This window comes from Psychrobacter sp. ANT_H59 (assembly GCF_008369225.1).
GTDB lineage: Bacteria > Pseudomonadota > Gammaproteobacteria > Pseudomonadales > Moraxellaceae > Psychrobacter > Psychrobacter cryohalolentis.
Genome location: NZ_VOBE01000004.1, coordinates 402,482 through 421,543 on the forward strand (window position 1 = coordinate 402,482; position 19,062 = coordinate 421,543).

A 19,062-nucleotide genomic window follows, 5' to 3' on the forward strand; every position below is an offset into this window, starting at 1 on the left:
GGTAAATGTTTATCATACGAGTACAAAACCGGTGTGATAAAACAATGAGGACAGTGTGCCAGTTTTTTTATTACGCGCCTAGTCATGATTTGCAATCATTACTACTGCTGGCATACAGGCTTGTAAACACAACGGTTACACAGTAATAAATGGGCGTTATTATGCTTTTGATGGTTTTTATCAGTGGTTAACATAAGCTTATAAGCATAAAAAAGCCCTTACTACCGACCGGTAATAAGGGCTTTTTTAGTCATCAAATTATTTCACCTAAAAGATAAAATAATTCAGATGGGCAACTAGGCGCTTTCAACCATCACATAACGACGGTTAAATTTACCTTTGGTCGCAAACTTTACCACACCGTCATTTAGTGCAAATAAAGTATGGTCACGACCCATGCCAACACCTTCGCCAGCGTGGAATTCTGTACCACGTTGACGAACGATGATGTTACCAGCGACGATGGCTTGACCGCCAAAGATTTTTACGCCTAGCATTTTTGGGTTTGAATCACGACCGTTACGGCTTGAACCGGCAGCTTTTTTATGTGCCATGAGAAAATCTCCTTGTTAATGTGACTTATCGCTAATGCGACAACTCTTAAGCTTTTAGTGCGTTATTAATCATCAATAAACTGACAATCATTAATTAAGCATTAATCGCTTTGATTTTTAACAAGGTATACCATTGGCGGTGACCTTGCTCTTTGTGATAATGCTTACGACGGTTGTGCTTGACGATACGGATTTTTTCGCCGCGACCATGCTCAACAACTTCAACTTCAACACTAGCGCCTTCAACGATAGGCTGACCGATCTTGACAGTTTCACCATCAACAATCATCAACACATCTTCAAATTTGATTGTTTCGCCTGTTTCTGCTTTAAGTAATTCAACTTTAAGCAATTCATTAACGACTACACGGTGCTGTTTACCACCAGTTTTGATTACTGCGTACATTGTATGACTCCGTTTAACCCGTGTGCCGTGGCTGATATCATACCAACACTTCGACGACGAACACGACAGGGAAAAATTAAAGGCAAGATTTTACGGCTTTTTGCTGATAAAAGCAAGCCGCACCTCTTGTTTTTGTATGGTGGTGATACCAAAAATCTATACTCGTATCAGACACAATGTCATTGATTAATCAGCGCAATGTATATCGCTATTAATATAGACCGCCTAATAACACGCAGAGATAGTGGTTAAAATCCAACAGCGGCTATTATAGCTTATCTAATCAGATACTTACAGTTTTTTGTAAATAGACATGTAATAAGTATCTATTCATTAGTCATCGTTGTTTAGATCACTTAGCTGCTAATAGCTACTTACCAGTGATTTGCTGATTTTCACCATAATAAACGCTGTAATATTCGCCTGAACCTCAAGCGCCGTATCGCATTTTGCTATACTTAAATCAACAATATCACTAGACAGCTATGCTATCATGCATAAAACGCTGGCTTTGCTAAGTATCACTATTAAAAGTATCGCTATTAAAATATTCTTTATTTTTATTGGTATGATTATCTATTATGACTTGTACTCCTTTATCTAAAACCGCTGCGCCATTGTCTACCGCGCCATCAGTCAATCTATCGTCTACACCAACCTATGCTGATATCCAGAGCATTGTGGCTGATGATTTCGATATTATGGACAAACAAGTGTTTGGCAGCCTTAATTCCAAAGTTAAGCTGGTGATGAATGTCTCACAGCACGTGATTAATGCAGGCGGCAAACGTATGCGCCCATTAATTACCTTGTTATGCGCGCGAATGCTTAATGATGAGCCATCGAAGCAAGCCATGCATTTGGCAGCAATTACTGAGATGCTGCATACGGCAACCTTGGTACATGATGATGTGATAGATGAGTCAGGACAGCGCCGTGGTAAGCCTACTGCCAATGCCACTTGGGATAATGCGACAGCGGTATTAGTCGGTGACTATCTAATTGCTCGTGCTTTTAATTTGTTGGTAGGCTTTCAAAGCTTGCCACTATTGCAAGTGTTTTCAGACGGTACTTGTGATATTGCTGAAGGTGAAGTATTACAACTGCAGCATCAGCATAATCCCGAAGCAACTGAGCAAGATTACCTCAATATCATCGATGGTAAGACTTCACGGTTATTTATGATGGCAACTCAAGGCGCTGCGATTTTGCAAGGTCAAACGCAGCATTTGCAAGCATTGGCTGATTTTGGTCAGCACTTTGGCAATGCTTTTCAAATTGTCGATGACGTGCTTGATTACAGTGGCGATAGTGCGCTGATGGGTAAAAATCTCGGCGATGATCTAGCTGAAGGCAAACCTACTCTACCTACTATTAAAGCACTCGAACTACTCAAAGACAGCAACAAAGAAGGCTATGAGCAGCTGCGTATCGCCGTCCAAACGGGCAAAACCCCCAATGCAGAACAGTTAATCGCCTTAGTACGCCATTCAGGCTCACTAGATTACTGTAAACAGCGGGCTTTAGAAGAAACAAAGCTTGCCCAACAAGCACTCAGCAGTTTGCCGGATAATCGCTATCGTCAGGGCCTATACCAGTTGACTGAACTTGCCAGTGCTCGCTTATTATAATTATCAAATAACAACGCTTAGTTATTATTTATATTGCTACTACATTGATAAGACTCAAATCGATACTGCTTATATTGATATAAGCAGTTAAATGTTTTTATTGCTAAATTTTTACTTAATTATTGCTATAGCAATGTTTTTCTGAACAGACTAAATGTTGTTTCTTATGTGTCTCCCTTTATTAATAATGCACTTCTATATTTTTTAAATAAACAAAATTTAACAATGTTATCACTGACTAGCCAATGTAAATTTTGCCCTTCATTTTTAGCGTAATGCTTGTGTTTTCAATAGGTTCTAATCTTTTATTACTATAAACGGCAATTATAGCCGCCAGAAACGGTTTTTTTCGCCTTGACTGTGGGGTATACCCTATAGTTTATAATCTCTTATTAAATTTACTTATCCGGTTATTGAGCATTCAATGTACTGTGATAACGATAAATGCCTAATAGTTTTTTATATTTTCTACGTTAAGATGTATCCATAAACTTTTTATACTGTCACTATTTATTATATGATATTTATATTCCCGAGGACATTGATGAAGCACTCTTATCTTGCGCTTGTAATAGCAACTGTACTATCTGGAGCTGTACTGGTTGGCTGTGACAAAAAAGAGGATGCCGCTGGCGACGCGGCGGCGGCACAGCAACAAATGCCGCCCTCCGTCGTCAACGTTCAGACTGTTACTTTTGATACCGTACCACAAGTACAGACTTTTGCTGGACGTACAGCGGCTTATCAAACCGCTGACGTCCGCCCACAGGTAAACGGCATTATCGACGAAGTGTTGTTCCGTGAGGGCAGCAACGTCAAAAAAGGTCAACCTTTATATCGCATCAATACGGATAACTATGCGACGTCTATTACCAGTGGTCAGGCGGCAATAGCCCAAGCAGAAGCCAACTATCAGACGGCATTGGCTAATAATGCCAATGCAAAAGCGGATTTGGCCAGCCGTCAAGCGTCATTATCACAAGCACAAAATGATTTGCAACGTCTGCAAGGTTTGGTGGCTATTGATGCCATCTCAAAGCAGCAATACGATCAAGCACAAACCGCTGTGCGTACTGCACAAGCAGCTGTCCAAAGCGCCAATGCTGCTATTGGTCAATCACAAGCCGGTATTGAAAGCGCAAAAGCAGGTATCCAAACGGCGAAGGCTGGCTTGCAAGCGAGCACTTTAGATCTCAATCGTACCATCGTACGTGCACCTATCTCAGGTCGTACAGATCGCTCTAGCGTTACTGCCGGTACATTGGTTAGCTCAGGTCAACCTACTCCTTTAGTGACTATCTCACGCCTAGATCCTATCTATGTCGATATCAGTCAATCATCCTCTGAGCTGCTTAAATTGCGTCAGCAGATCTCTGCAGGCAAAGCAAAAACTGGCATGAACTCAGTTGAATTGGTGTTAGAGGATGGTTCAACCTATCTTGTACGTGGCGAGTTGGCATTGTCAGAGGCGAAAGTCGATGAATCAACAGGGGCAGTGACCTTACGTGCCATCTTCCCAAATAACAGCAATATCTTATTACCCGGTATGTATGTCACTGCGCGCTTAACCCAAAGCGTCATTACCAATGCGGCATTAATTCCGCAAAGCGCAGTCACACGTACACCTAAGAGTGAAACGCAAGTCTATATCGTCGATGAAAACAACAAAATCCAAGTTCGTCCGGTCACGATTAATGGTACTTATCAAGGACAATGGGTAGTCACTGACGGTCTTCAAGCTGGCGACAAAGTCGTGATTATCGGCGGCGCAAAAGTGAAGCCTGAACAAGAGGTTATTGCGAAGCCATTAGAAAATCCAAACCCTGCGCCTGCTGCAAAAGAGGCTGCTGCCAAAACACCGCAGCAAGCTGCACAATCAGCCGCCAAATAATTCCATTCAAAGCTAGGAAGACTTAGGGATTTACTATGTCACGTTTTTTTATTGATCGCCCTATTTTTGCATGGGTGATGGCTATTTTAGTCATGCTTATCGGGATAATATCGGTTATTAACCTACCAATCGAGCAGTATCCACGTATTGCACCACCGACCATCTCAGTCAGTGCCAGCTATCCTGGTGCTAACGCACAAACTGTCGAGAACTCAGTCATACAGATCATTGAACAACGTATGAAGGGTCTTGATGGTCTGATGTATATGTCGTCATCGAGCTCGTCAAATGGTAGCGCCTCAGTGACGCTTACCTTTGAGAATGGTACTGATTCTGATACCGCACAAGTACAAGTACAGAATAAACTGCAAGCAGCGATGAGCTCCTTGCCTGAGTCTGTTCAGCGTCAGGGCGTCAACGTCAATAAATCGTCTAGCAGTTTTTTGATGGTGCAAGCATTTATTTCTGAAGATGGCACTATGGATCGAGCGGATATTGCCGATTATATTAACTCCAATGTCGTCGATTCGATCAGTCGTGTAGAAGGTGTGGGTGAAGTTCAAGTCTTCGGTTCTACCTATGCGATGCGTGTATGGCTTGACCCTTCACGCCTACGCAGCTATAACATGGTACCGTCTGATGTCGTCAATGCAATACGAGCGCAGAACGCGCAAGTATCTGCTGGTCAGCTAGGTCAAGCACCTGCTGATACCGATCAACAGGTTATCAATGCCACCGTTACAGTGCAAAGCTATCTACAAACACCTGAAGAATTCCAAAATATTCTGTTAAAAACAGATACCTCAGGCGCCCAAGTACGCTTAGGCGATGTGGCAGATGTCGAAATCGGTAGTGCAGACTATAGTGTAGTATCGCTATATAACGGTCAAGAAGCTGCCGCTTTGGGTATTTCACTCGCAGGTGGTGCTAACGCGCTTGAGACTCGTGAAGCCGTTGGCGCACGTATGGCGGAGCTAGAAAAAAACTTCCCAATTGGTCTAGCCTCAGTCGTTCCTTATGACACCACGCCATTCGTACGCTTGTCTATCGAACAAGTCGTCATGACCCTCATTGAGGCGATTGTGTTGGTATTTATCGTCATGTTCATTTTTTTACAGAACTGGCGTGCAACTATTATTCCAACGCTTGCCGTACCTGTCGTTTTACTGGGCACGTTTGCAGTGCTTTATGTAGCGGGCTTTAGTATCAACGTGCTGACCATGTTTGCGATGGTACTATCCATCGGTCTATTGGTCGATGATGCGATCGTTGTGGTAGAGAACGTTGAACGTATCTTAGAAGAAGATCCTCATATTTCTATTAAAGATGCGACCATTCAATCGATGGGTGAGATTAGTAAGATTGTTATCGGTATTGCTTTGATTCTATCAGCAGTATTTGTACCGATGGCCTTCTTCGGGGGTTCAACGGGCGTAATTTACCGTCAGTTCTCCATTACTTTGATTACTGCTATGGTGTTATCAGCCATTGTCGCCCTTGTTTTCACCCCTGCGCTATGCGTGACCTTATTAAAACGTGGCAAGAGCCATGAAAAAGGCAACGAAGAAAAGCAAAAAGGCTTCTTTGGCTGGTTTAACCGCTCATTCTTTAAGCTTAGTCATTCATACGAAGGCTTTGTCGGTAAAAGCTTTCGCTTCAAATGGTTATATTTGATTGGTTATGCGGCCATTATTGGCGTCATGGTGGTGGTATTCTTACGTATTCCCGGCTCATTTTTACCAGAAGAAGATCAAGGTATTATGTTTACCTTGGTTCAGCTTCCTGCCGGTTCGACGTTAGATGAAACACAAGAAGTGCTCGATAAAGTGAGTAACTACTACACCACACAAGAAGCTGATAATATCGCCTCCGTCTTTACCATTGCAGGCTTCAGCTTTGCAGGTCAAGGGCAAAATATGGGACTGGCATTCGTTCGCTTGTCAGATTGGGAATCGCGTTCCGGTGATGAGAACACCGCTCAGGCTGTTGCTGGTCGAGCAATGGGTTACTTCTTTACTCAATTAAATGAAGCGCAAGTTTTTGCGATTGTACCGCCAGCCATTACCGAACTTGGTAACGCCAGTGGTTTTGATTTAATGATTCAAGATAATGGTAACCTTGGTCACGACGGGCTACTTGAAGCACGAAACATGCTGCTAGGCATGGCAGCGCAAAACGATCAAGTCGCTGGTGTACGCCCTAACGGTCAGGAAGATTCACCGCAGCTTAAGGTGAATATCAACCAAGAGCAAGCCGCCGCTTATGGCTTGTCACTAGGTAATATCAATAGCGTTATCTCCACCGCTTGGGGCTCAAGCTACGTGAATGACTTCATTGATCGTGGCCGTATTAAACGCGTCTTTGTTCAAGGTGAAGCGAGTAGCCGCACCAATCCGGATGATATTGGTAAATGGTACGTACGAAATGAAATGGGCGATATGATCTCATTTAATGCTTTTTCGACCAGTGAATGGCAATCAGGCTCACCACGTTTGACTCGCTACAACAGCTTACCGTCTATGAACATCCAAGGTAGTGCTGCGCCCGGTCTAAGTACTGGTGAAGCGATGAGCTCGATGGAAGCGATGATCGAAAAGCTACCTGAGGGTGTCGGTTACGAGTGGACGGGTATGTCACTAGAAGAGCAAAAGTCAGGCGCGCAAGCACCGATGCTCTACGCGCTTTCAATCTTAGTGGTATTCTTATGTTTGGCCGCTTTGTATGAAAGCTGGTCTATCCCCTTCTCTGTCCTACTGGTCATTCCACTTGGGGTATTAGGGGCAGTCATATTTACGTGGTTACGAGGTTTCGCCAACGATATTTACCTGCAAGTAGGTCTATTGACGGTGGTTGGTCTATCGGCCAAAAACGCCATCTTGATTATCGAGTTTGCTAAAGAGCATCAAGAGGAAGGCTATAGTCTAAAAGAGGCAGTCATGACAGCAGCACGCCAACGTCTGCGCCCCATTATCATGACCTCGCTTGCCTTTGGTCTAGGTGTTGTGCCATTATTCTTGGCGAGCGGTCCAGGTTCAGGCAGTCAAAATGCCATTGGTACCAGTGTGGTTGGCGGCGTCGTAACGGCGACCCTCTTAGGCATCTTCTTTATCCCGATGTTCTACATCTGGATACGCAGTGTGTTCCCTCACAAGTATGACAACAATAAGCCAAATAATGGTGGGAGTACGCCTGGCGGCTCTAATCCGAACAATCCAGACAGTCCAGTTGGACCAACAGAGTATAATGAGCCACCGATCATACACGTTGACGACGATATGCAAAACATGACGCTCTCTAAGAGAGCTCAGCCTGCAAGCTTTGGAGATAATACACAATGAGTTTAAGTTATTTTGTTACCCCCAACTCAGCAACTAAGGCAGTCTCTTTGACTGCCCGCGTTCGCCAAAATAGCGGTCGTTTGCTTGGCTTAACGGCTTTGGCATTCAGCATGGCGGCTTGTAATACCATTCCAAAGGCTGATACACGTCCTATATTGGCGGTGCCTAATATTCCGATCGAACAAACCTATGGCGCGTTTGATAAAGAGACCGTTAGTAGCGCTGAGCAAGCCAGTCTTGCTAGTCAACGCTGGCAGAACTTTTACAGCGATGAGCGTTTAAAGGGTCTGATTGCTCTAGGTTTAGAGAACAATAAAGACTTTGAAAGTGCTCGTTTAGCGATTGAAAAAGCCCGTGCACAATATCAAATTACTGATATCAATAATCTACCTCGCATTGATGGTAATGCTGGCTATTCACGCGCGCGTCAACGCGGACAAACAGGCGATAACTATAACGTGAACCTTGGTCTTGCCAATTATGAGCTCGACTTTTGGGGTAAAATTGCCAGTTTAAAAGATCAAGCATTGCAGAACTTTTTATCAACGACAGCGGCAAAAGACGCGACCCAGATCAGTCTGATTAGTAACATTGCTCAAAGCTATGCCAATTTGAGCTATAGCTTGGCGCAGCTACAACTGGCAGAGGCGACTGTAGAGAGCCGTGAGAAATCGCTATTTATTGCTAGCAAACGCTTTGAAGCCGGTATTGATCCTAAGCTGCCCTCTTTACAATCTAGTGCCTCACTTGAGAATGCCCGACTTGCCGTTTTACGTGCCCAAAGCAGTATTTTAAAATCACGTAATGCATTGCAGTTTTTAGTTGGTGGACCGATTCCAACCAATCTGATTCCAACGCCTGCGGTCAGTAATATCACAAGTCAGCAGGTATTTAGTGCTGGCTTGCCAAGTGAGCTGCTACGCTATCGTCCTGATGTGTTGCAAGCAGAATATAATCTGAAATCAGCTGGTGCGAATATCGAAGTGGCGCGTGCGTCTTACTACCCTTCTATCAGCTTAGCCAGTAATGTTGGTTTAAGCAGCGGCAGTTTAAATGACTTGTTTAAAAGTGGTTCTGTCGGCTGGTCATTCGGTCCAAGTATTAGTGTTCCTATCTTTGATGCTGGTCGTTTAGATGCCAATTATGATGTGGCACAAATCGAGCGTAAGCAGACCCTTGCAGGCTATGAGCGCTCAATTCAAACAGCTTTCCGTGAAGTGTCTGATGTCTTAGCCACCCGTGCAACTTTGGGCGAGCAGTTAGAGGCGCAGTATCGTTTGCAAGACAACTTTGAGCAAACGTATCAGATTGCTGATGCGCGATTTAAAGCAGGTATCTCAAACTATTTAGACGTTCTTGATGCTCAGCGTTCGTTATTTTCAACACAGCAAGGCATTTTGGATTTAGAGCTGCAGAAAATCATCAGCCAAATCGAGCTTTATCAAGTATTGGGTGGCGGTGCCAATCTAGATGTACCTACCGTGATTCCTGTACCGCAACATAGAAATCTGGTACAAGTAGTCAATGCAGCTGCCAATAGTAACAAGGCAAAAGCTACTGATGCTATCGATGCGGCAAGTTCTGCGCGTGTGGTTTCTGCTCAAGAAGCCCTCGCCATTAAACAGGCACAGCCAGTAGAAAAATCGACCTTTAAGCCAACGGCTGTGGTCGATATCAATAATGATGGCAAGACTGATGCTGCTCTCGGGGTGATTGTTGAAGAAACCACTGTTCCTGAAAGCAATGTCGAGCAAGTACCAGTCACGCAGATTATTGAGCCATAAATCTTTATAAAGCCCTAAGCGTGTAACGTACTTTTATCGCGTTGATAGTCGATAACTACAATCAGCCCTACCGACTCATTATAGTAAGTCGATAGGGCTTTTTGCTTTTTATAGTGCTTTTGCTTTTCATAGCTGGTATTGGGTATAGTATCGACATTGTGTGACGTACCTTTTTAAAAACCTTAGTAGTAACCTCATTAAAAATTTCAGTAATTAAAAAAATAACCGTGATTGCCATTCAGATAAGGAAACAATATGACTTATACTTTTAACCGCCAATTCCCTGAAACTCGCCTACGTCGTTTGCGTTATAACGACAATATACGGGCAATGATTCGCGAAGTTGAGTTGCATCCCAAGCACTTTATCGCCCCCGTTTTTGTATTAGAAGGTACTAACGAGCGCCAACAAATCGCTAGTATGCCGGGGGTTGAGCGCTTGTCGATAGACCTGCTCATTAAGCACGCCAAAGACTTGTTGAGCGAAGGCGTCACAACTATCGATATCTTCCCAGTGATTGATAATTCACTAAAAACCCCTGATGGTAGGTCTGCTTATGATGAAAACGCTCTCACTGCGCGTGCGGTAAAAGCGGTTAAAGATGCTGTGCCAGAGATGGTCGTCATGACCGATGTGGCATTGGACCCTTATACTTCACACGGTCAAGATGGACTACTCGATGACTCAGGTTATGTCGTAAACGATGCAACGGTTGAAGTGTTGGTCAAGCAAGCGCTCGTCCATGCACGTGCTGGCGCTGATATCATCTCACCCAGTGACATGATGGATGGTCGTATCAAAGCCATGCGTGATGCCTTTGAAGCTGAAGGTTTTGTGAATACCGCTATCATGGCGTATTCAGCAAAATACGCTTCTGCTTATTACGGTCCATTCCGTGATGCGGTCGGTAGTGCTGGCAACTTAAAAGGTGGGCATAAGAAGCAGTATCAGATGGACTTTGGTAATCGCGCTGAAGCGCTACACGAAGTTGCCATGGACATCAATGAAGGCGCGGATATGGTGATGATTAAACCGGGTCAGCCATACTTAGATTTAATCCGTGAAGTCAAAAACACCTTTGGTGTACCAACGTTTGCCTACCAAGTCTCTGGTGAATATGCCATGCATATGGCAGCGATTCAAAACGGTTGGCTGACTGATGCGGTGATTTTAGAATCACTCATTGGCTTCCGCCGTGCAGGTGCCGATGGTATCTTGACCTATTTTGCATTAGAAGCGGCAAGACAGCTGAATAACGCTTAATTTCAGCATATTTTTATATATAGTTAATCCACTTTTAAAAGGGTACAGAACTACTGGGGCTAATTATTCGCAGCCTCTGTCTGCGTAGGCACAGCAAGCAAGAAAAATTAACCCCAGTAGTACCTTATTATATTTATATTTCTTTTATTTAGGACCGACTAGACTAAAAAAACCGTACCCGCGACTTTATAGCAGCGGGTACGGTTTTTTATTTCTTTATCCCAAAAACTCAAACAGCATTTTATAAAATAGCACTCGATAAATGTGCCCGCCCATGCGGCTTATCAAAGTCAATAATAGGACCAGCCGGTATCACTCCAGTTGGATTAATCGTTGCATGACTGGTGTAATAATGTGCTTTGATATGTTCCATATTCACGGTGTCTTTAATACCCGATACTTGATACAAATCACGCAGATAGCCCCAAAGATTGGGATAATCAACGATGCGCCGAATATTACATTTAAAATGTCCAACATAAACGGCATCAAAACGCACTAAGGTCGTGAATAAGCGCCAATCCGCCTCAGTTATTGTGTTACCTATTAAGTAACGTTGATCTGCCAAACGCACCTCTAACGTATCTAGCGCAGCGAATAGCGCAACGACCGCTTCTGTATAAGCAGCTTGCGTGCTCGCAAAACCAGCTTTATAGACGCCATTATTGATAGCATCATAAACAAACGTATTTATCTCATCAATTTCTATTATTGCATCGGATGGTAAAAAATCGCCAGCTACTGCCCCAACGTCATCAAAAGCTGAGTTAAACATACGAATGATCTCAGCAGATTCATTGCTGACGATGGTATTGGTCTTTTTATCCCATAATACCGGTACTGTCACCCGTCCCGTATAATTTGGCTTTGCCGCGAGATAAACTTCATATAAATAACTTGCATTGATAATAGGGTCAGTGACAACACCTACATCCTCTGCAAACGTCCAACCTTTATCGCCCATAAAGGGATGAACCACAGACATCGAAATAATATCTTCTAGACCTTTGAGTCTGTGGTAAATCGTGGTGCGATTTGCCCATGGACATGCCAAAGAGACATATAAATGATAACGGTTGGCTTCGGCTTGAAAGCCACCTTGACCCGATGGACCAACACTACCATCTGACGTTACCCAATTTCTAAAGCCTGCATCTTCTCGCTCAAAGCGTCCACCGCTAGATGCTGTATCATACCATTTATCCTGCCAGTGCCCATCGACCAATAAGCCCATACGGTGCTCCTAACCCTTTCACTGTTAACTTAACTTTATTAGATACTATTTGATTATTATCAAAGATGTTTTTCTATTATCTGCAATAGTGTTACTAGACTGCCCAGTACCAAGAGACTTATCGCTATTGACAATAAAAACTAAATGATAATTCTATTATAGCAATTAAAACTACATAAAAATCCTTATTTGACTGTCGATACAAAGCTAAATCGCAAGATCACAATAATAAGGCAGTTTTATTAGAAAAAAGGCTTGCAAAATAGTGGGAACTTGATAGAATACTCAACCTAAATAGGCGTATAGCTCAGTTGGTTAGAGCGCTACCTTGACATGGTAGAGGTCAGCAGTTCGAGTCTGCTTATGCCTACCAAATTTAGAAAGCCCCAGTTTAACGACTGGGGCTTTTTTTTGCCTGTAAAATATGGGCTGTAGGGGGAAATCCTTATTGGTATCGCTCTATAATCACAAGTATTTAAGCTCTATAAAATTGCTCAAAAAAGCGACGGTGACCAAAACGTGACCAGCCTTCAAAAATATCTAAACTAAAAACCCTCTTTTTGACCTCTACTCTGAATTTTAGATTAACGTCTATTTTTTTATATCCTCTGGCTCAATCTCTGCTACATATTCAAAAAGATCTCCTACTCCTACTTCTAAATACTCGCAAAGCTTGTCTATAGTATCGAAATCAATTCTTGACGATTGGTCATTATAAATCTTATGTAATGTCGTTTTACTCACTCCTGTCGCTCGTACGGCATCCGCTACTTTTAGCCTTCTTTCAGCTAACAAAGTAGGAAGGTGATTAACTATCATCTTGCAAACTCCAATTATAGTTATAAAAAGTACTTGCATAGTTATAAATATATGGTAAATTACAACTATGGTATCTAAAAGTACCATTATGATTAAACTTTATATAAGGAACATATTATGTCACATACCTACCTGACTACCCAAGAGCTTTCTGAGCTTATCAAATACAACCCTCGTACTATCCGTAACGAGCTTAAGGATAGCGTCCTGATTGAAGGGATTCATTATATACGTCCTTTTGGAGGGCGTAAGATTTTATACATCTGGGAAGAAATTGAAAAAGATATGCGCACTGGCATTGCCGGTAGCATCAACGCCATGGCACTACAATAAGGAGAAGTATGATGGCTAGCATTAGAACTAGATATGGCAGACTTGTAGTCGATTTTTACTACATGGGAAAACGCTGTCGGGAGACGACAAACCTGATAGATACCCCAGCAAATCGTAAGAAGCTCGAAGATATTATTTTGAATATGGAAGCAAAAATCAGATTGGATATTTTTAATTATGCTGAGTACTTTCCTAAAAGTGATAAAGCATCAGAGATGGTTGCATTAAACGATCGTAAGGAATGTATTAATACTAACGTTCCTTCTTTTGAGCCATCAACTGGAGGGCGAGCTTTATAGATTGCTGCCACAAACTGGCTATGGTTACTGAGGATAATGCTATGAGTGTTAAGCTTCAGCCAAGTATGACTCAAAATGCTCGAGATCTAAGAGTTTGTGCAGATTATTGGGCATATTCAAACAATGACGGATATGATGGCTATATTGAACATGTAAATGCGCTTTGTTGCCAATATGAGATCAGCTTACACGTTTTGTTTGAAACAATAGGTCAATGTTTTGCTTATTTAGATGATGTGCTATGCGAATACTGTGGCTATATTTGTCCTTTAGAAATACCAGCAGACATTCCTTATATGCGTGCAAAACAGAGTTGGTGTTGTGAAGTATGCGAGCATGCTGTGTGGCGTGAGCATAACAACCGATAAATTGTTTTAAATATTTAAAGCCAAACAACGTAGGTTGTTTGGCTTTTTATTGTCTCTAATTAACTGACGACATCTGTTGTCGTAAAGGCTTCTTTATACGTTGTTTTACCGACATAGTTCCGTTAAAGTAAATTTGTATTAAACTCTACAATAATTCCAATGGACGGAACTACTATGGCAAAACCTAGCAACGCCTATACTGACAATAGTTTCGCGTCCTCTGATCTAAAGACTATTTTGCATTCTAAACGTGCCAATATCTACTACCTTTCTCATTGTAGGGTAATGCAAAAAGTGACTTAGAAACTTATGCGTGGTCAGCGTGGTAGTCTTTAGCTCTTCATCACCGCTCAGGTGACTTAGAAAACTGGGTCAGGCTGACGATAAACAAAGCAAGGCTTCATCACCGCTGAGGTGACTTAGAAATATCAATGACTGAACCTGCTTCAAGTTTCCGCCTTCATCACCGCTCAGGTGACTTAGAAAAAACTCACTTACGTGCAAGCTCTGCAAAGTACCTTCATCACCGCTCAGGTGATTTAGAAAGTCATCACAGCCATTCCATACAGCTTTATTAATATCGTCTTGATTAATCTTATTGGTCATTTTATTAGCAATGCTGGTTGGCATTTATGGTTCCTAAACACTTTGTAAAGTCGTTAATCATTTTATTAGTGATTGCTCATCACAGAAGTGAGCTAATGATAGCAGGGTCTAAAATACTTGGCAGATATCATTGCTTAAAAATTCGATTATAGTAAACAAAGGTATAAGCAGATTAAATAAGCTAAGGGATTAAGCGATGAAAATACTAGGATTGTGTATCTTAGGCACACTCAGCTTAAATGCTTGTACAACGGGCGTGAATAATAGCGTAGTAATGAATACGCCTAATAAAATCGTCACCTATTACCCCGTTGAGACTGCCATGCTCAATGTCTATACTCGAGCGTATAGTGATCAAGTGGTGGATAAATCAGTAGGTATCAACTATTTCACTTTGGAGCCACTGGTGTTTCATAGCTTTACCATCGACGTAGGTGAGTATTCAATTGCAACCCAAACCTATACCGAAAATAGCCAACATACATGATTCAAGTATGTATCTGACTGAAGAGGTTTATAGCGATAGCAGTAAACGTAACAAGATAAAAACCTATAGGCAGATATGGTTATTCAAACGAGAGAGTAATAATACCGCATGGCTGTATATAGAAAGCTCAGAAAACTTATTACTCAGCTACGACCCTGACGGCACTTCGACGGAACGCTACAAGATAAATGCCCAGGGTGATGTCTTATATAACAATGTGACTATGAATAACACTAAGACGATTTTTTTTAACAGTATGTAGTTATAAGTCACTTAATTAAGCCTAGTCACACTTATGAGGTATTGAATAGATGCCAACTATATGGGCAACCAAATCGCTACAGCCTCTCCAATCCAAAAAAACTATCTGCGGTTAGCATGTGCGCCTTTTTTATCAATTTGTATTCGACCGCTACTAGTAGAAATAGAGTAATACTGTAGCAACAATGTTAAAACTAAAACTTTGTTTTGCAATTAAAAATAGCTTTGACTACTATTGAGCTTCTTATAGGATACTAACGATAGGTAACAACATGAAAATCAATAAGCTATATGCAAGTATTGCATTGACGAGTGCTTTGGCGCTTACAGGGTGTGGCGGCGATGATGATGGTGAATATGTATCAGGCGGCGATAACAATGGTGGCCCTATTGTTAAGAATGAGCTGAACTACACTGCATTCGATCCTTTCAGCGACGTGATCAATGGACAATACAAAACGGGATGGGGTAAGCTTGCTTTCAAGCTCAATAATAATGGCTTGATTCGTAGTATTTCTACCGTCGTGGGCAGCTCACCTACTGCCTATCAAGACAGCAGAAGCGGTGATAGATTAGAGTATTATGTTGGTAACAATTTATTTGCCGCTGTTACTGAAGAGTTCAATAGTAAGTTCTATAGAATCAGCTTCGTAGATAGCGATACGTTCAAGTTAAACATTCAGTCAGGCAGCGGTATCATCAATTCGACTTATGACATTATTACTCTTGACCTCACTGGCGTAGGCAAGCAACCAAAAAATGCTCAGACTGGGATAGATACAGATTTAGAGTATTTCCCCGAAGGCTTTAACGCTACTTATCCTAGTGGCTCTCAGTGTTACATATTTTTAGAAACCCCTGATCAAGACTACTATACTTTTTCCGACGGTGAAGACGAAGGCAGTATGTCGATAGATCAGTGGCTTGCTAATGAGAAAAAACGTAATACTGTCAACAACGTGGTCAAAGAAAATGTCGGAAGCAAAAATGAATTACAAGCGGTAAGATATACCGATGGAGATGGCGATATTAATGCTGCTGTGATATACAAAGGCTTAATTTATGACGCTTACTATTACCAAAAAGGCGTTCAAGAGAAAGAAGATACCAACCCTAGTATCGCAGAGGTCTACTGTAACCAATACAATAACGTTGCTACCAAGTTTTTAGAAACACAGATTAAAGCTGTTTATCAAAATTAACCAATACAGCTAAGATCTAACTTTGATGTTTGGTAGCTTTTATTAGTCAGTATTTATTATCCTTTTCATGAGAATGAAAAACAGCGCCTAATGTGGGCGCTGTTTTTTATACAAGTAAACTTAGCAGTTAAATACAGTATCCATGAGTATTCTTGCCTTATAGTCAATCCAAGATAAAAGAAGTACAGCCCATATCATGAAATAGTTTAGGTAAATTATTCTCCATCCAACCTTGGCGTAGAAACTTAGCTTATGCCCATTTCTTTTCAATAGGATTTAAGTCAGGACTATAGGGTGGTAAAAATAATAGTCGATGACCATGCCTATTTAGCAGCCTCTTCACACGTTTGTGAAAGCTAGCATTATCCATGACGATCACGCATTTGGTTTTAAGACTTGGAATAAGTGTGTATTTGCACCAGTCATAGAATACATCTCCATTGATGTTTTTCTCAAAGTAATCAAGTGCAAATAGCATTTTTTCATACAGAGCACCGATGACATTGGTACGTTTTTTAGCTTGCCAATTGTAGCTATCAATACAAGGTTTACCTGTCGGTGCATAGCCATAAGGACGAATAGTTTCAGCTTCAAAGCCACTCTCATCCATATAGACAATGGGATAGCCTTGTTGCTTAAAATGATCAAGCTTATTCTGATATATCGCCCTTTTTATTGGACACGCTTTTGGATGTGCTAAGGTCTTTTTTTTGGCTAAAATTTAATCTTTTTAAGGCATAGCCAATACCTGATTTACTACAGTTTAAACGACGAGCTCGCTCATACAAATAGTCATCTGGGTATTGATTAACGTCTTTTAGAAGGGCTTCATTGGGTATACTGCTTGGCGTTTTGACTCTAGTCGTTTGGATGCTTGGGTCTATAAGCCAGCGCTGTAGGGTACTCTTGCTGATATTGTAAAAAGTACAGGCCTGACGGATGCTCATATCTTTTTGCTTAATGTTTTTGATAACTTGTGCTCGAAAATCTGCTGAGTAGGTCATCTTTTATATTTCACTTTGCTTGGTTTAAAAGTATTGTATCTTTTCTATTTTGGACTGACTATAACAGACTATTTTAGGTGTTTATGTTTATCAGAGCTTATCTACGAGCGTCAACCAAAGAACAAGACGCTAAGCGTGCCAAAAGCGAACTCATAGCATTTGCCAACGATCATGGCCACAAAATTGCTGCCTTCTATGTCGAAAACGAATCAGGAGCTATCTTGGTACGACCCAAGCTTATGCAGCTGATTGAAGATGCTCATAAAGGCGATGTGATCTTAGTTGAGCAGATTGATCGCTTGGCACGTTTGAACCAAGCTGATTGGGATACGCTCAAAAGAATGCTATCAGAAAAAAAGCTATCTATCGTATCAAAAGAGCTGCCGACCTCCTATATGGCACTTCAACCTGAAAGCAGCACTGAATTTATGAGCAGTGTATTGCAGGCCATTAACTCGATGATGTTGGATATGCTCGCAGCCATTGCTCGAAAAGATTATGAAGATCGGCGTAACCGTCAGCAGCAAGGTATTGCTCGTGCTAAGGCAGAGGGCAAATATTTAGGACGTAGGAAAGATATGGAAAAGCGTAAGATCATCGCAAGTCTACTCAAATCAGGTCATAGCTATTCTGATATTCAAAAAATGGCCAAGTGCTCACGGCATCTGATCGCTGATGTGACCAAGGAAAGACCTAAACCGATCACTGATCATTAAGTGGTTCCACTACAGCGGTCTACTATGAGTAGTCTATTAATTGATTAATGAGCCTTTTTATCATGAACGCCAAGCGATTAGTCTATCAATAATTTCAATACATTCCTCTTGAGGTAATATGAATTCATCCATATCCATTGCTATCAAGCTGTGCAGATCACTCTGAAGTTCATAAGGTATCTCGTTAGAATAATCAAGCAAAAATTTCATAGCTTGTATTGATACCTTAGTAGGTTGGTAGTCGGTCAATACATGTCTTCTCAATTCCAACAACTCAGCTTTTATAAGTTCATTCATATTCTCACCTTAAAATTGCCCATCGTAAATATAGTTGATGGTGTATCAAAAAGTATGCTGATTAGAACACCACCCTATCGTTTAATAACAGAAACAAGTCTAATGATAGATAGGTTGTCGTTTAGAAGTTTTATGTTTTTGATATAGGCTAATGATAGGAAAAAAGCACAGCAACCAGCCCTATAATCAAAAGTCTGCTTTAAGTAGTCTATTAATAGGTTTGAAGTATGAAATAACTGGTTCCCTTGGGGTATACCCTAACAGAACCTATTGAAATAATTCATCTAATTTTACGACAGCATCATCATATTCTTTGCCTGGATCCAGAAATGCTGTTTTAAATGAATAGTAATCTGCCAAAAACTCCAATGAGCATCCGCCTAAAGATTTTGCTTTTTCCATAAGCTTCATTCTAGAATCAAAAGGTATATACCATAAGTCATCTTCTAATAAGCACTTAACTAACATATCAACATCGAAGCATTCTTCTATTGCTTTATCAAATTTACTAAAAACATCTCTCCATGTCTCCACATCTGCATCTACTTTTGCTTCAGACATTTCCCTAA

The 19,062-nt window shown here is 41.5% G+C and carries 21 protein-coding genes, 1 tRNA gene and 1 pseudogene; 14 read left to right on the forward strand and 9 right to left on the reverse strand.

Features of this window, described 5'->3' with window-relative positions; translation table 11 throughout:
- Nucleotides 1–296 precede the first annotated feature (296 nt).
- Together rpmA and rplU are read right to left on the reverse strand one after the other, a co-directional pair.
- Nucleotides 297–554: a 50S ribosomal protein L27 gene (gene rpmA / locus FQ083_RS09240; protein ID WP_010199200.1), complete on the reverse strand. Its 258-nt coding sequence runs from the start codon at nt 552–554 to the stop codon at nt 297–299.
- A gap of 94 nt (nt 555–648) precedes the next feature.
- A complete protein-coding gene (rplU, locus tag FQ083_RS09245; protein ID WP_011280837.1) occupies nt 649–960 on the reverse strand; it encodes a 50S ribosomal protein L21 in 312 nt (103 codons plus the stop codon).
- 701 nt (nt 961–1,661) lie between these two features.
- Here rplU and FQ083_RS09250 point away from each other — a divergent pair.
- From FQ083_RS09250 to hemB, 5 genes are all read left to right on the forward strand, one after another.
- The gene (locus FQ083_RS09250; RefSeq protein ID WP_223145235.1) at nt 1,662–2,591 is read left to right on the forward strand and encodes a polyprenyl synthetase family protein; all 930 of its coding nucleotides are present in this window, start codon (nt 1,662–1,664) and stop codon (nt 2,589–2,591) included.
- A gap of 544 nt (nt 2,592–3,135) precedes the next feature.
- A complete protein-coding gene (locus tag FQ083_RS09255; RefSeq protein WP_149409640.1) occupies nt 3,136–4,482 on the forward strand; it encodes an efflux RND transporter periplasmic adaptor subunit in 1,347 nt (448 codons plus the stop codon).
- Between the two features lie 35 nt (nt 4,483–4,517).
- Complete coding sequence (locus FQ083_RS09260) at nt 4,518–7,820, forward strand: efflux RND transporter permease subunit (protein ID WP_149409641.1); 3,303 nt, start codon at nt 4,518–4,520, stop codon at nt 7,818–7,820.
- Nucleotides 7,817–9,604: an efflux transporter outer membrane subunit gene (locus FQ083_RS09265; RefSeq protein WP_149409642.1), complete on the forward strand. Its 1,788-nt coding sequence runs from the start codon at nt 7,817–7,819 to the stop codon at nt 9,602–9,604. Before FQ083_RS09260 ends, FQ083_RS09265 begins: the two co-directional genes overlap by 4 nt.
- 255 nt (nt 9,605–9,859) lie before the next feature.
- A complete protein-coding gene (gene hemB, locus FQ083_RS09270) occupies nt 9,860–10,867 on the forward strand; it encodes a porphobilinogen synthase (protein ID WP_133104399.1) in 1,008 nt (335 codons plus the stop codon).
- A gap of 241 nt (nt 10,868–11,108) precedes the next feature.
- On the opposite strand, the gene FQ083_RS09275 is transcribed toward hemB, so the two are convergent.
- Entirely contained in the window at nt 11,109–12,101 is a 993-nt protein-coding gene (locus FQ083_RS09275; protein ID WP_020443848.1) for a glutathione S-transferase family protein, read from the reverse strand.
- 296 nt (nt 12,102–12,397) lie between these two features.
- On the opposite strand from FQ083_RS09275, the gene FQ083_RS09280 reads away from it, so the two are divergent.
- Nucleotides 12,398–12,474 (forward strand) — tRNA-Val (locus FQ083_RS09280).
- 218 nt (nt 12,475–12,692) lie between these two features.
- Here FQ083_RS09280 and FQ083_RS09285 read toward each other — a convergent pair.
- A complete protein-coding gene (locus FQ083_RS09285; RefSeq protein ID WP_149409643.1) occupies nt 12,693–12,920 on the reverse strand; it encodes a helix-turn-helix domain-containing protein in 228 nt (75 codons plus the stop codon).
- 117 nt (nt 12,921–13,037) lie between these two features.
- Between FQ083_RS09285 and FQ083_RS09290 the strand changes: the two genes are divergently transcribed.
- From FQ083_RS09290 to FQ083_RS12735, 4 genes and pseudogenes are all read left to right on the forward strand, one after another.
- A complete protein-coding gene (locus FQ083_RS09290; protein WP_045447035.1) occupies nt 13,038–13,253 on the forward strand; it encodes a hypothetical protein in 216 nt (71 codons plus the stop codon).
- Between the two features lie 8 nt (nt 13,254–13,261).
- Nucleotides 13,262–13,552, forward strand: coding sequence for an Arm DNA-binding domain-containing protein (locus FQ083_RS09295; RefSeq protein WP_262881092.1), 291 nt, complete (start codon nt 13,262–13,264; stop codon nt 13,550–13,552).
- Between the two features lie 41 nt (nt 13,553–13,593).
- The gene (locus tag FQ083_RS09300) at nt 13,594–13,920 is read left to right on the forward strand and encodes a hypothetical protein (RefSeq protein WP_149409644.1); all 327 of its coding nucleotides are present in this window, start codon (nt 13,594–13,596) and stop codon (nt 13,918–13,920) included.
- A gap of 174 nt (nt 13,921–14,094) precedes the next feature.
- Nucleotides 14,095–14,214 (forward strand): annotated as a pseudogene (locus tag FQ083_RS12735) (subtype I-F CRISPR-associated endonuclease Cas1); the annotation flags it as partial.
- Between the two features lie 78 nt (nt 14,215–14,292).
- On the opposite strand, the gene FQ083_RS12950 reads toward FQ083_RS12735, so the two are convergent.
- Nucleotides 14,293–14,550 (reverse strand): hypothetical protein, encoded by a 258-nt coding sequence (locus FQ083_RS12950; RefSeq protein WP_410477363.1) that lies wholly within the window; start codon nt 14,548–14,550, stop codon nt 14,293–14,295.
- A 172-nt stretch (nt 14,551–14,722) separates the two neighbouring features.
- Here FQ083_RS12950 and FQ083_RS12855 point away from each other — a divergent pair, with 172 nt between their 5' ends.
- The 3 genes from FQ083_RS12855 to FQ083_RS09315 all read left to right on the forward strand — a co-directional run bounded on the left by FQ083_RS12855 (nt 14,723) and on the right by FQ083_RS09315 (nt 16,476).
- Entirely contained in the window at nt 14,723–15,013 is a 291-nt protein-coding gene (locus tag FQ083_RS12855; RefSeq protein ID WP_262881093.1) for an HpaA family protein, read from the forward strand.
- Between the two features lie 7 nt (nt 15,014–15,020).
- Nucleotides 15,021–15,275 (forward strand): hypothetical protein, encoded by a 255-nt coding sequence (locus FQ083_RS12860; protein WP_262881094.1) that lies wholly within the window; start codon nt 15,021–15,023, stop codon nt 15,273–15,275.
- Between the two features lie 271 nt (nt 15,276–15,546).
- Nucleotides 15,547–16,476 carry a hypothetical protein gene (locus tag FQ083_RS09315; protein WP_149409645.1) on the forward strand — a complete coding sequence of 310 codons (930 nt, stop codon included), beginning with the start codon at nt 15,547–15,549 and terminating at the stop codon, nt 16,474–16,476.
- Nucleotides 16,477–16,726: 250 nt separating this feature from the next.
- On the opposite strand, the gene FQ083_RS09320 is transcribed toward FQ083_RS09315, so the two are convergent.
- Both FQ083_RS09320 and FQ083_RS09325 read right to left on the reverse strand, forming a co-directional pair.
- Nucleotides 16,727–17,197, reverse strand: coding sequence for an IS630 family transposase (locus FQ083_RS09320; protein WP_149409646.1), 471 nt, complete (start codon nt 17,195–17,197; stop codon nt 16,727–16,729).
- Complete coding sequence (locus FQ083_RS09325; RefSeq protein WP_316623584.1) at nt 17,127–17,423, reverse strand: IS630 transposase-related protein; 297 nt, start codon at nt 17,421–17,423, stop codon at nt 17,127–17,129. Before FQ083_RS09325 ends, FQ083_RS09320 begins: the two co-directional genes overlap by 71 nt.
- A 140-nt stretch (nt 17,424–17,563) precedes the next feature.
- Here FQ083_RS09325 and FQ083_RS09330 point away from each other — a divergent pair, with 140 nt between their 5' ends.
- Nucleotides 17,564–18,196 carry a recombinase family protein gene (locus FQ083_RS09330; RefSeq protein WP_149409648.1) on the forward strand — a complete coding sequence of 211 codons (633 nt, stop codon included), beginning with the start codon at nt 17,564–17,566 and terminating at the stop codon, nt 18,194–18,196.
- Between the two features lie 60 nt (nt 18,197–18,256).
- Here the strand turns inward: FQ083_RS09330 and FQ083_RS09335 are convergent, their stop codons facing one another.
- Complete coding sequence (locus FQ083_RS09335; protein WP_149409649.1) at nt 18,257–18,493, reverse strand: hypothetical protein; 237 nt, start codon at nt 18,491–18,493, stop codon at nt 18,257–18,259.
- A 267-nt stretch (nt 18,494–18,760) separates the two neighbouring features.
- A complete protein-coding gene (locus FQ083_RS09340) occupies nt 18,761–19,054 on the reverse strand; it encodes a hypothetical protein (protein WP_149409650.1) in 294 nt (97 codons plus the stop codon).
- Nucleotides 19,055–19,062 lie beyond the last annotated feature (8 nt).

What these genes read in the sequence shown, in the direction of transcription:
- FQ083_RS09325 (WP_316623584.1), bottom strand. Translation starts at nt 17,423, where the DNA reads ATGAGCATCCGTCAGGCCTGTACTTTTTACAATATCAGCAAGAGTACC.
- FQ083_RS09295 (WP_262881092.1), top strand. Translation starts at nt 13,262, where the DNA reads ATGATGGCTAGCATTAGAACTAGATATGGCAGACTTGTAGTCGATTTT.
- hemB (WP_133104399.1), top strand. Translation starts at nt 9,860, where the DNA reads ATGACTTATACTTTTAACCGCCAATTCCCTGAAACTCGCCTACGTCGT.
- FQ083_RS09250 (WP_223145235.1), top strand. Translation starts at nt 1,662, where the DNA reads ATGGACAAACAAGTGTTTGGCAGCCTTAATTCCAAAGTTAAGCTGGTG.
- rplU (WP_011280837.1), bottom strand. Translation starts at nt 960, where the DNA reads ATGTACGCAGTAATCAAAACTGGTGGTAAACAGCACCGTGTAGTCGTT.
- FQ083_RS09255 (WP_149409640.1), top strand. Translation starts at nt 3,136, where the DNA reads ATGAAGCACTCTTATCTTGCGCTTGTAATAGCAACTGTACTATCTGGA.
- FQ083_RS09300 (WP_149409644.1), top strand. Translation starts at nt 13,594, where the DNA reads ATGAGTGTTAAGCTTCAGCCAAGTATGACTCAAAATGCTCGAGATCTA.
- FQ083_RS12855 (WP_262881093.1), top strand. Translation starts at nt 14,723, where the DNA reads ATGAAAATACTAGGATTGTGTATCTTAGGCACACTCAGCTTAAATGCT.
- FQ083_RS09275 (WP_020443848.1), bottom strand. Translation starts at nt 12,101, where the DNA reads ATGGGCTTATTGGTCGATGGGCACTGGCAGGATAAATGGTATGATACA.
- FQ083_RS09290 (WP_045447035.1), top strand. Translation starts at nt 13,038, where the DNA reads ATGTCACATACCTACCTGACTACCCAAGAGCTTTCTGAGCTTATCAAA.
- FQ083_RS09340 (WP_149409650.1), bottom strand. Translation starts at nt 19,054, where the DNA reads ATGTCTGAAGCAAAAGTAGATGCAGATGTGGAGACATGGAGAGATGTT.
- FQ083_RS09265 (WP_149409642.1), top strand. Translation starts at nt 7,817, where the DNA reads ATGAGTTTAAGTTATTTTGTTACCCCCAACTCAGCAACTAAGGCAGTC.
- FQ083_RS09330 (WP_149409648.1), top strand. Translation starts at nt 17,564, where the DNA reads ATGTTTATCAGAGCTTATCTACGAGCGTCAACCAAAGAACAAGACGCT.
- FQ083_RS12950 (WP_410477363.1), bottom strand. Translation starts at nt 14,550, where the DNA reads ATGCCAACCAGCATTGCTAATAAAATGACCAATAAGATTAATCAAGAC.
- FQ083_RS09335 (WP_149409649.1), bottom strand. Translation starts at nt 18,493, where the DNA reads ATGAATGAACTTATAAAAGCTGAGTTGTTGGAATTGAGAAGACATGTA.
- rpmA (WP_010199200.1), bottom strand. Translation starts at nt 554, where the DNA reads ATGGCACATAAAAAAGCTGCCGGTTCAAGCCGTAACGGTCGTGATTCA.
- FQ083_RS09285 (WP_149409643.1), bottom strand. Translation starts at nt 12,920, where the DNA reads ATGATAGTTAATCACCTTCCTACTTTGTTAGCTGAAAGAAGGCTAAAA.
- FQ083_RS09260 (WP_149409641.1), top strand. Translation starts at nt 4,518, where the DNA reads ATGTCACGTTTTTTTATTGATCGCCCTATTTTTGCATGGGTGATGGCT.
- FQ083_RS09315 (WP_149409645.1), top strand. Translation starts at nt 15,547, where the DNA reads ATGAAAATCAATAAGCTATATGCAAGTATTGCATTGACGAGTGCTTTG.
- FQ083_RS12860 (WP_262881094.1), top strand. Translation starts at nt 15,021, where the DNA reads ATGTATCTGACTGAAGAGGTTTATAGCGATAGCAGTAAACGTAACAAG.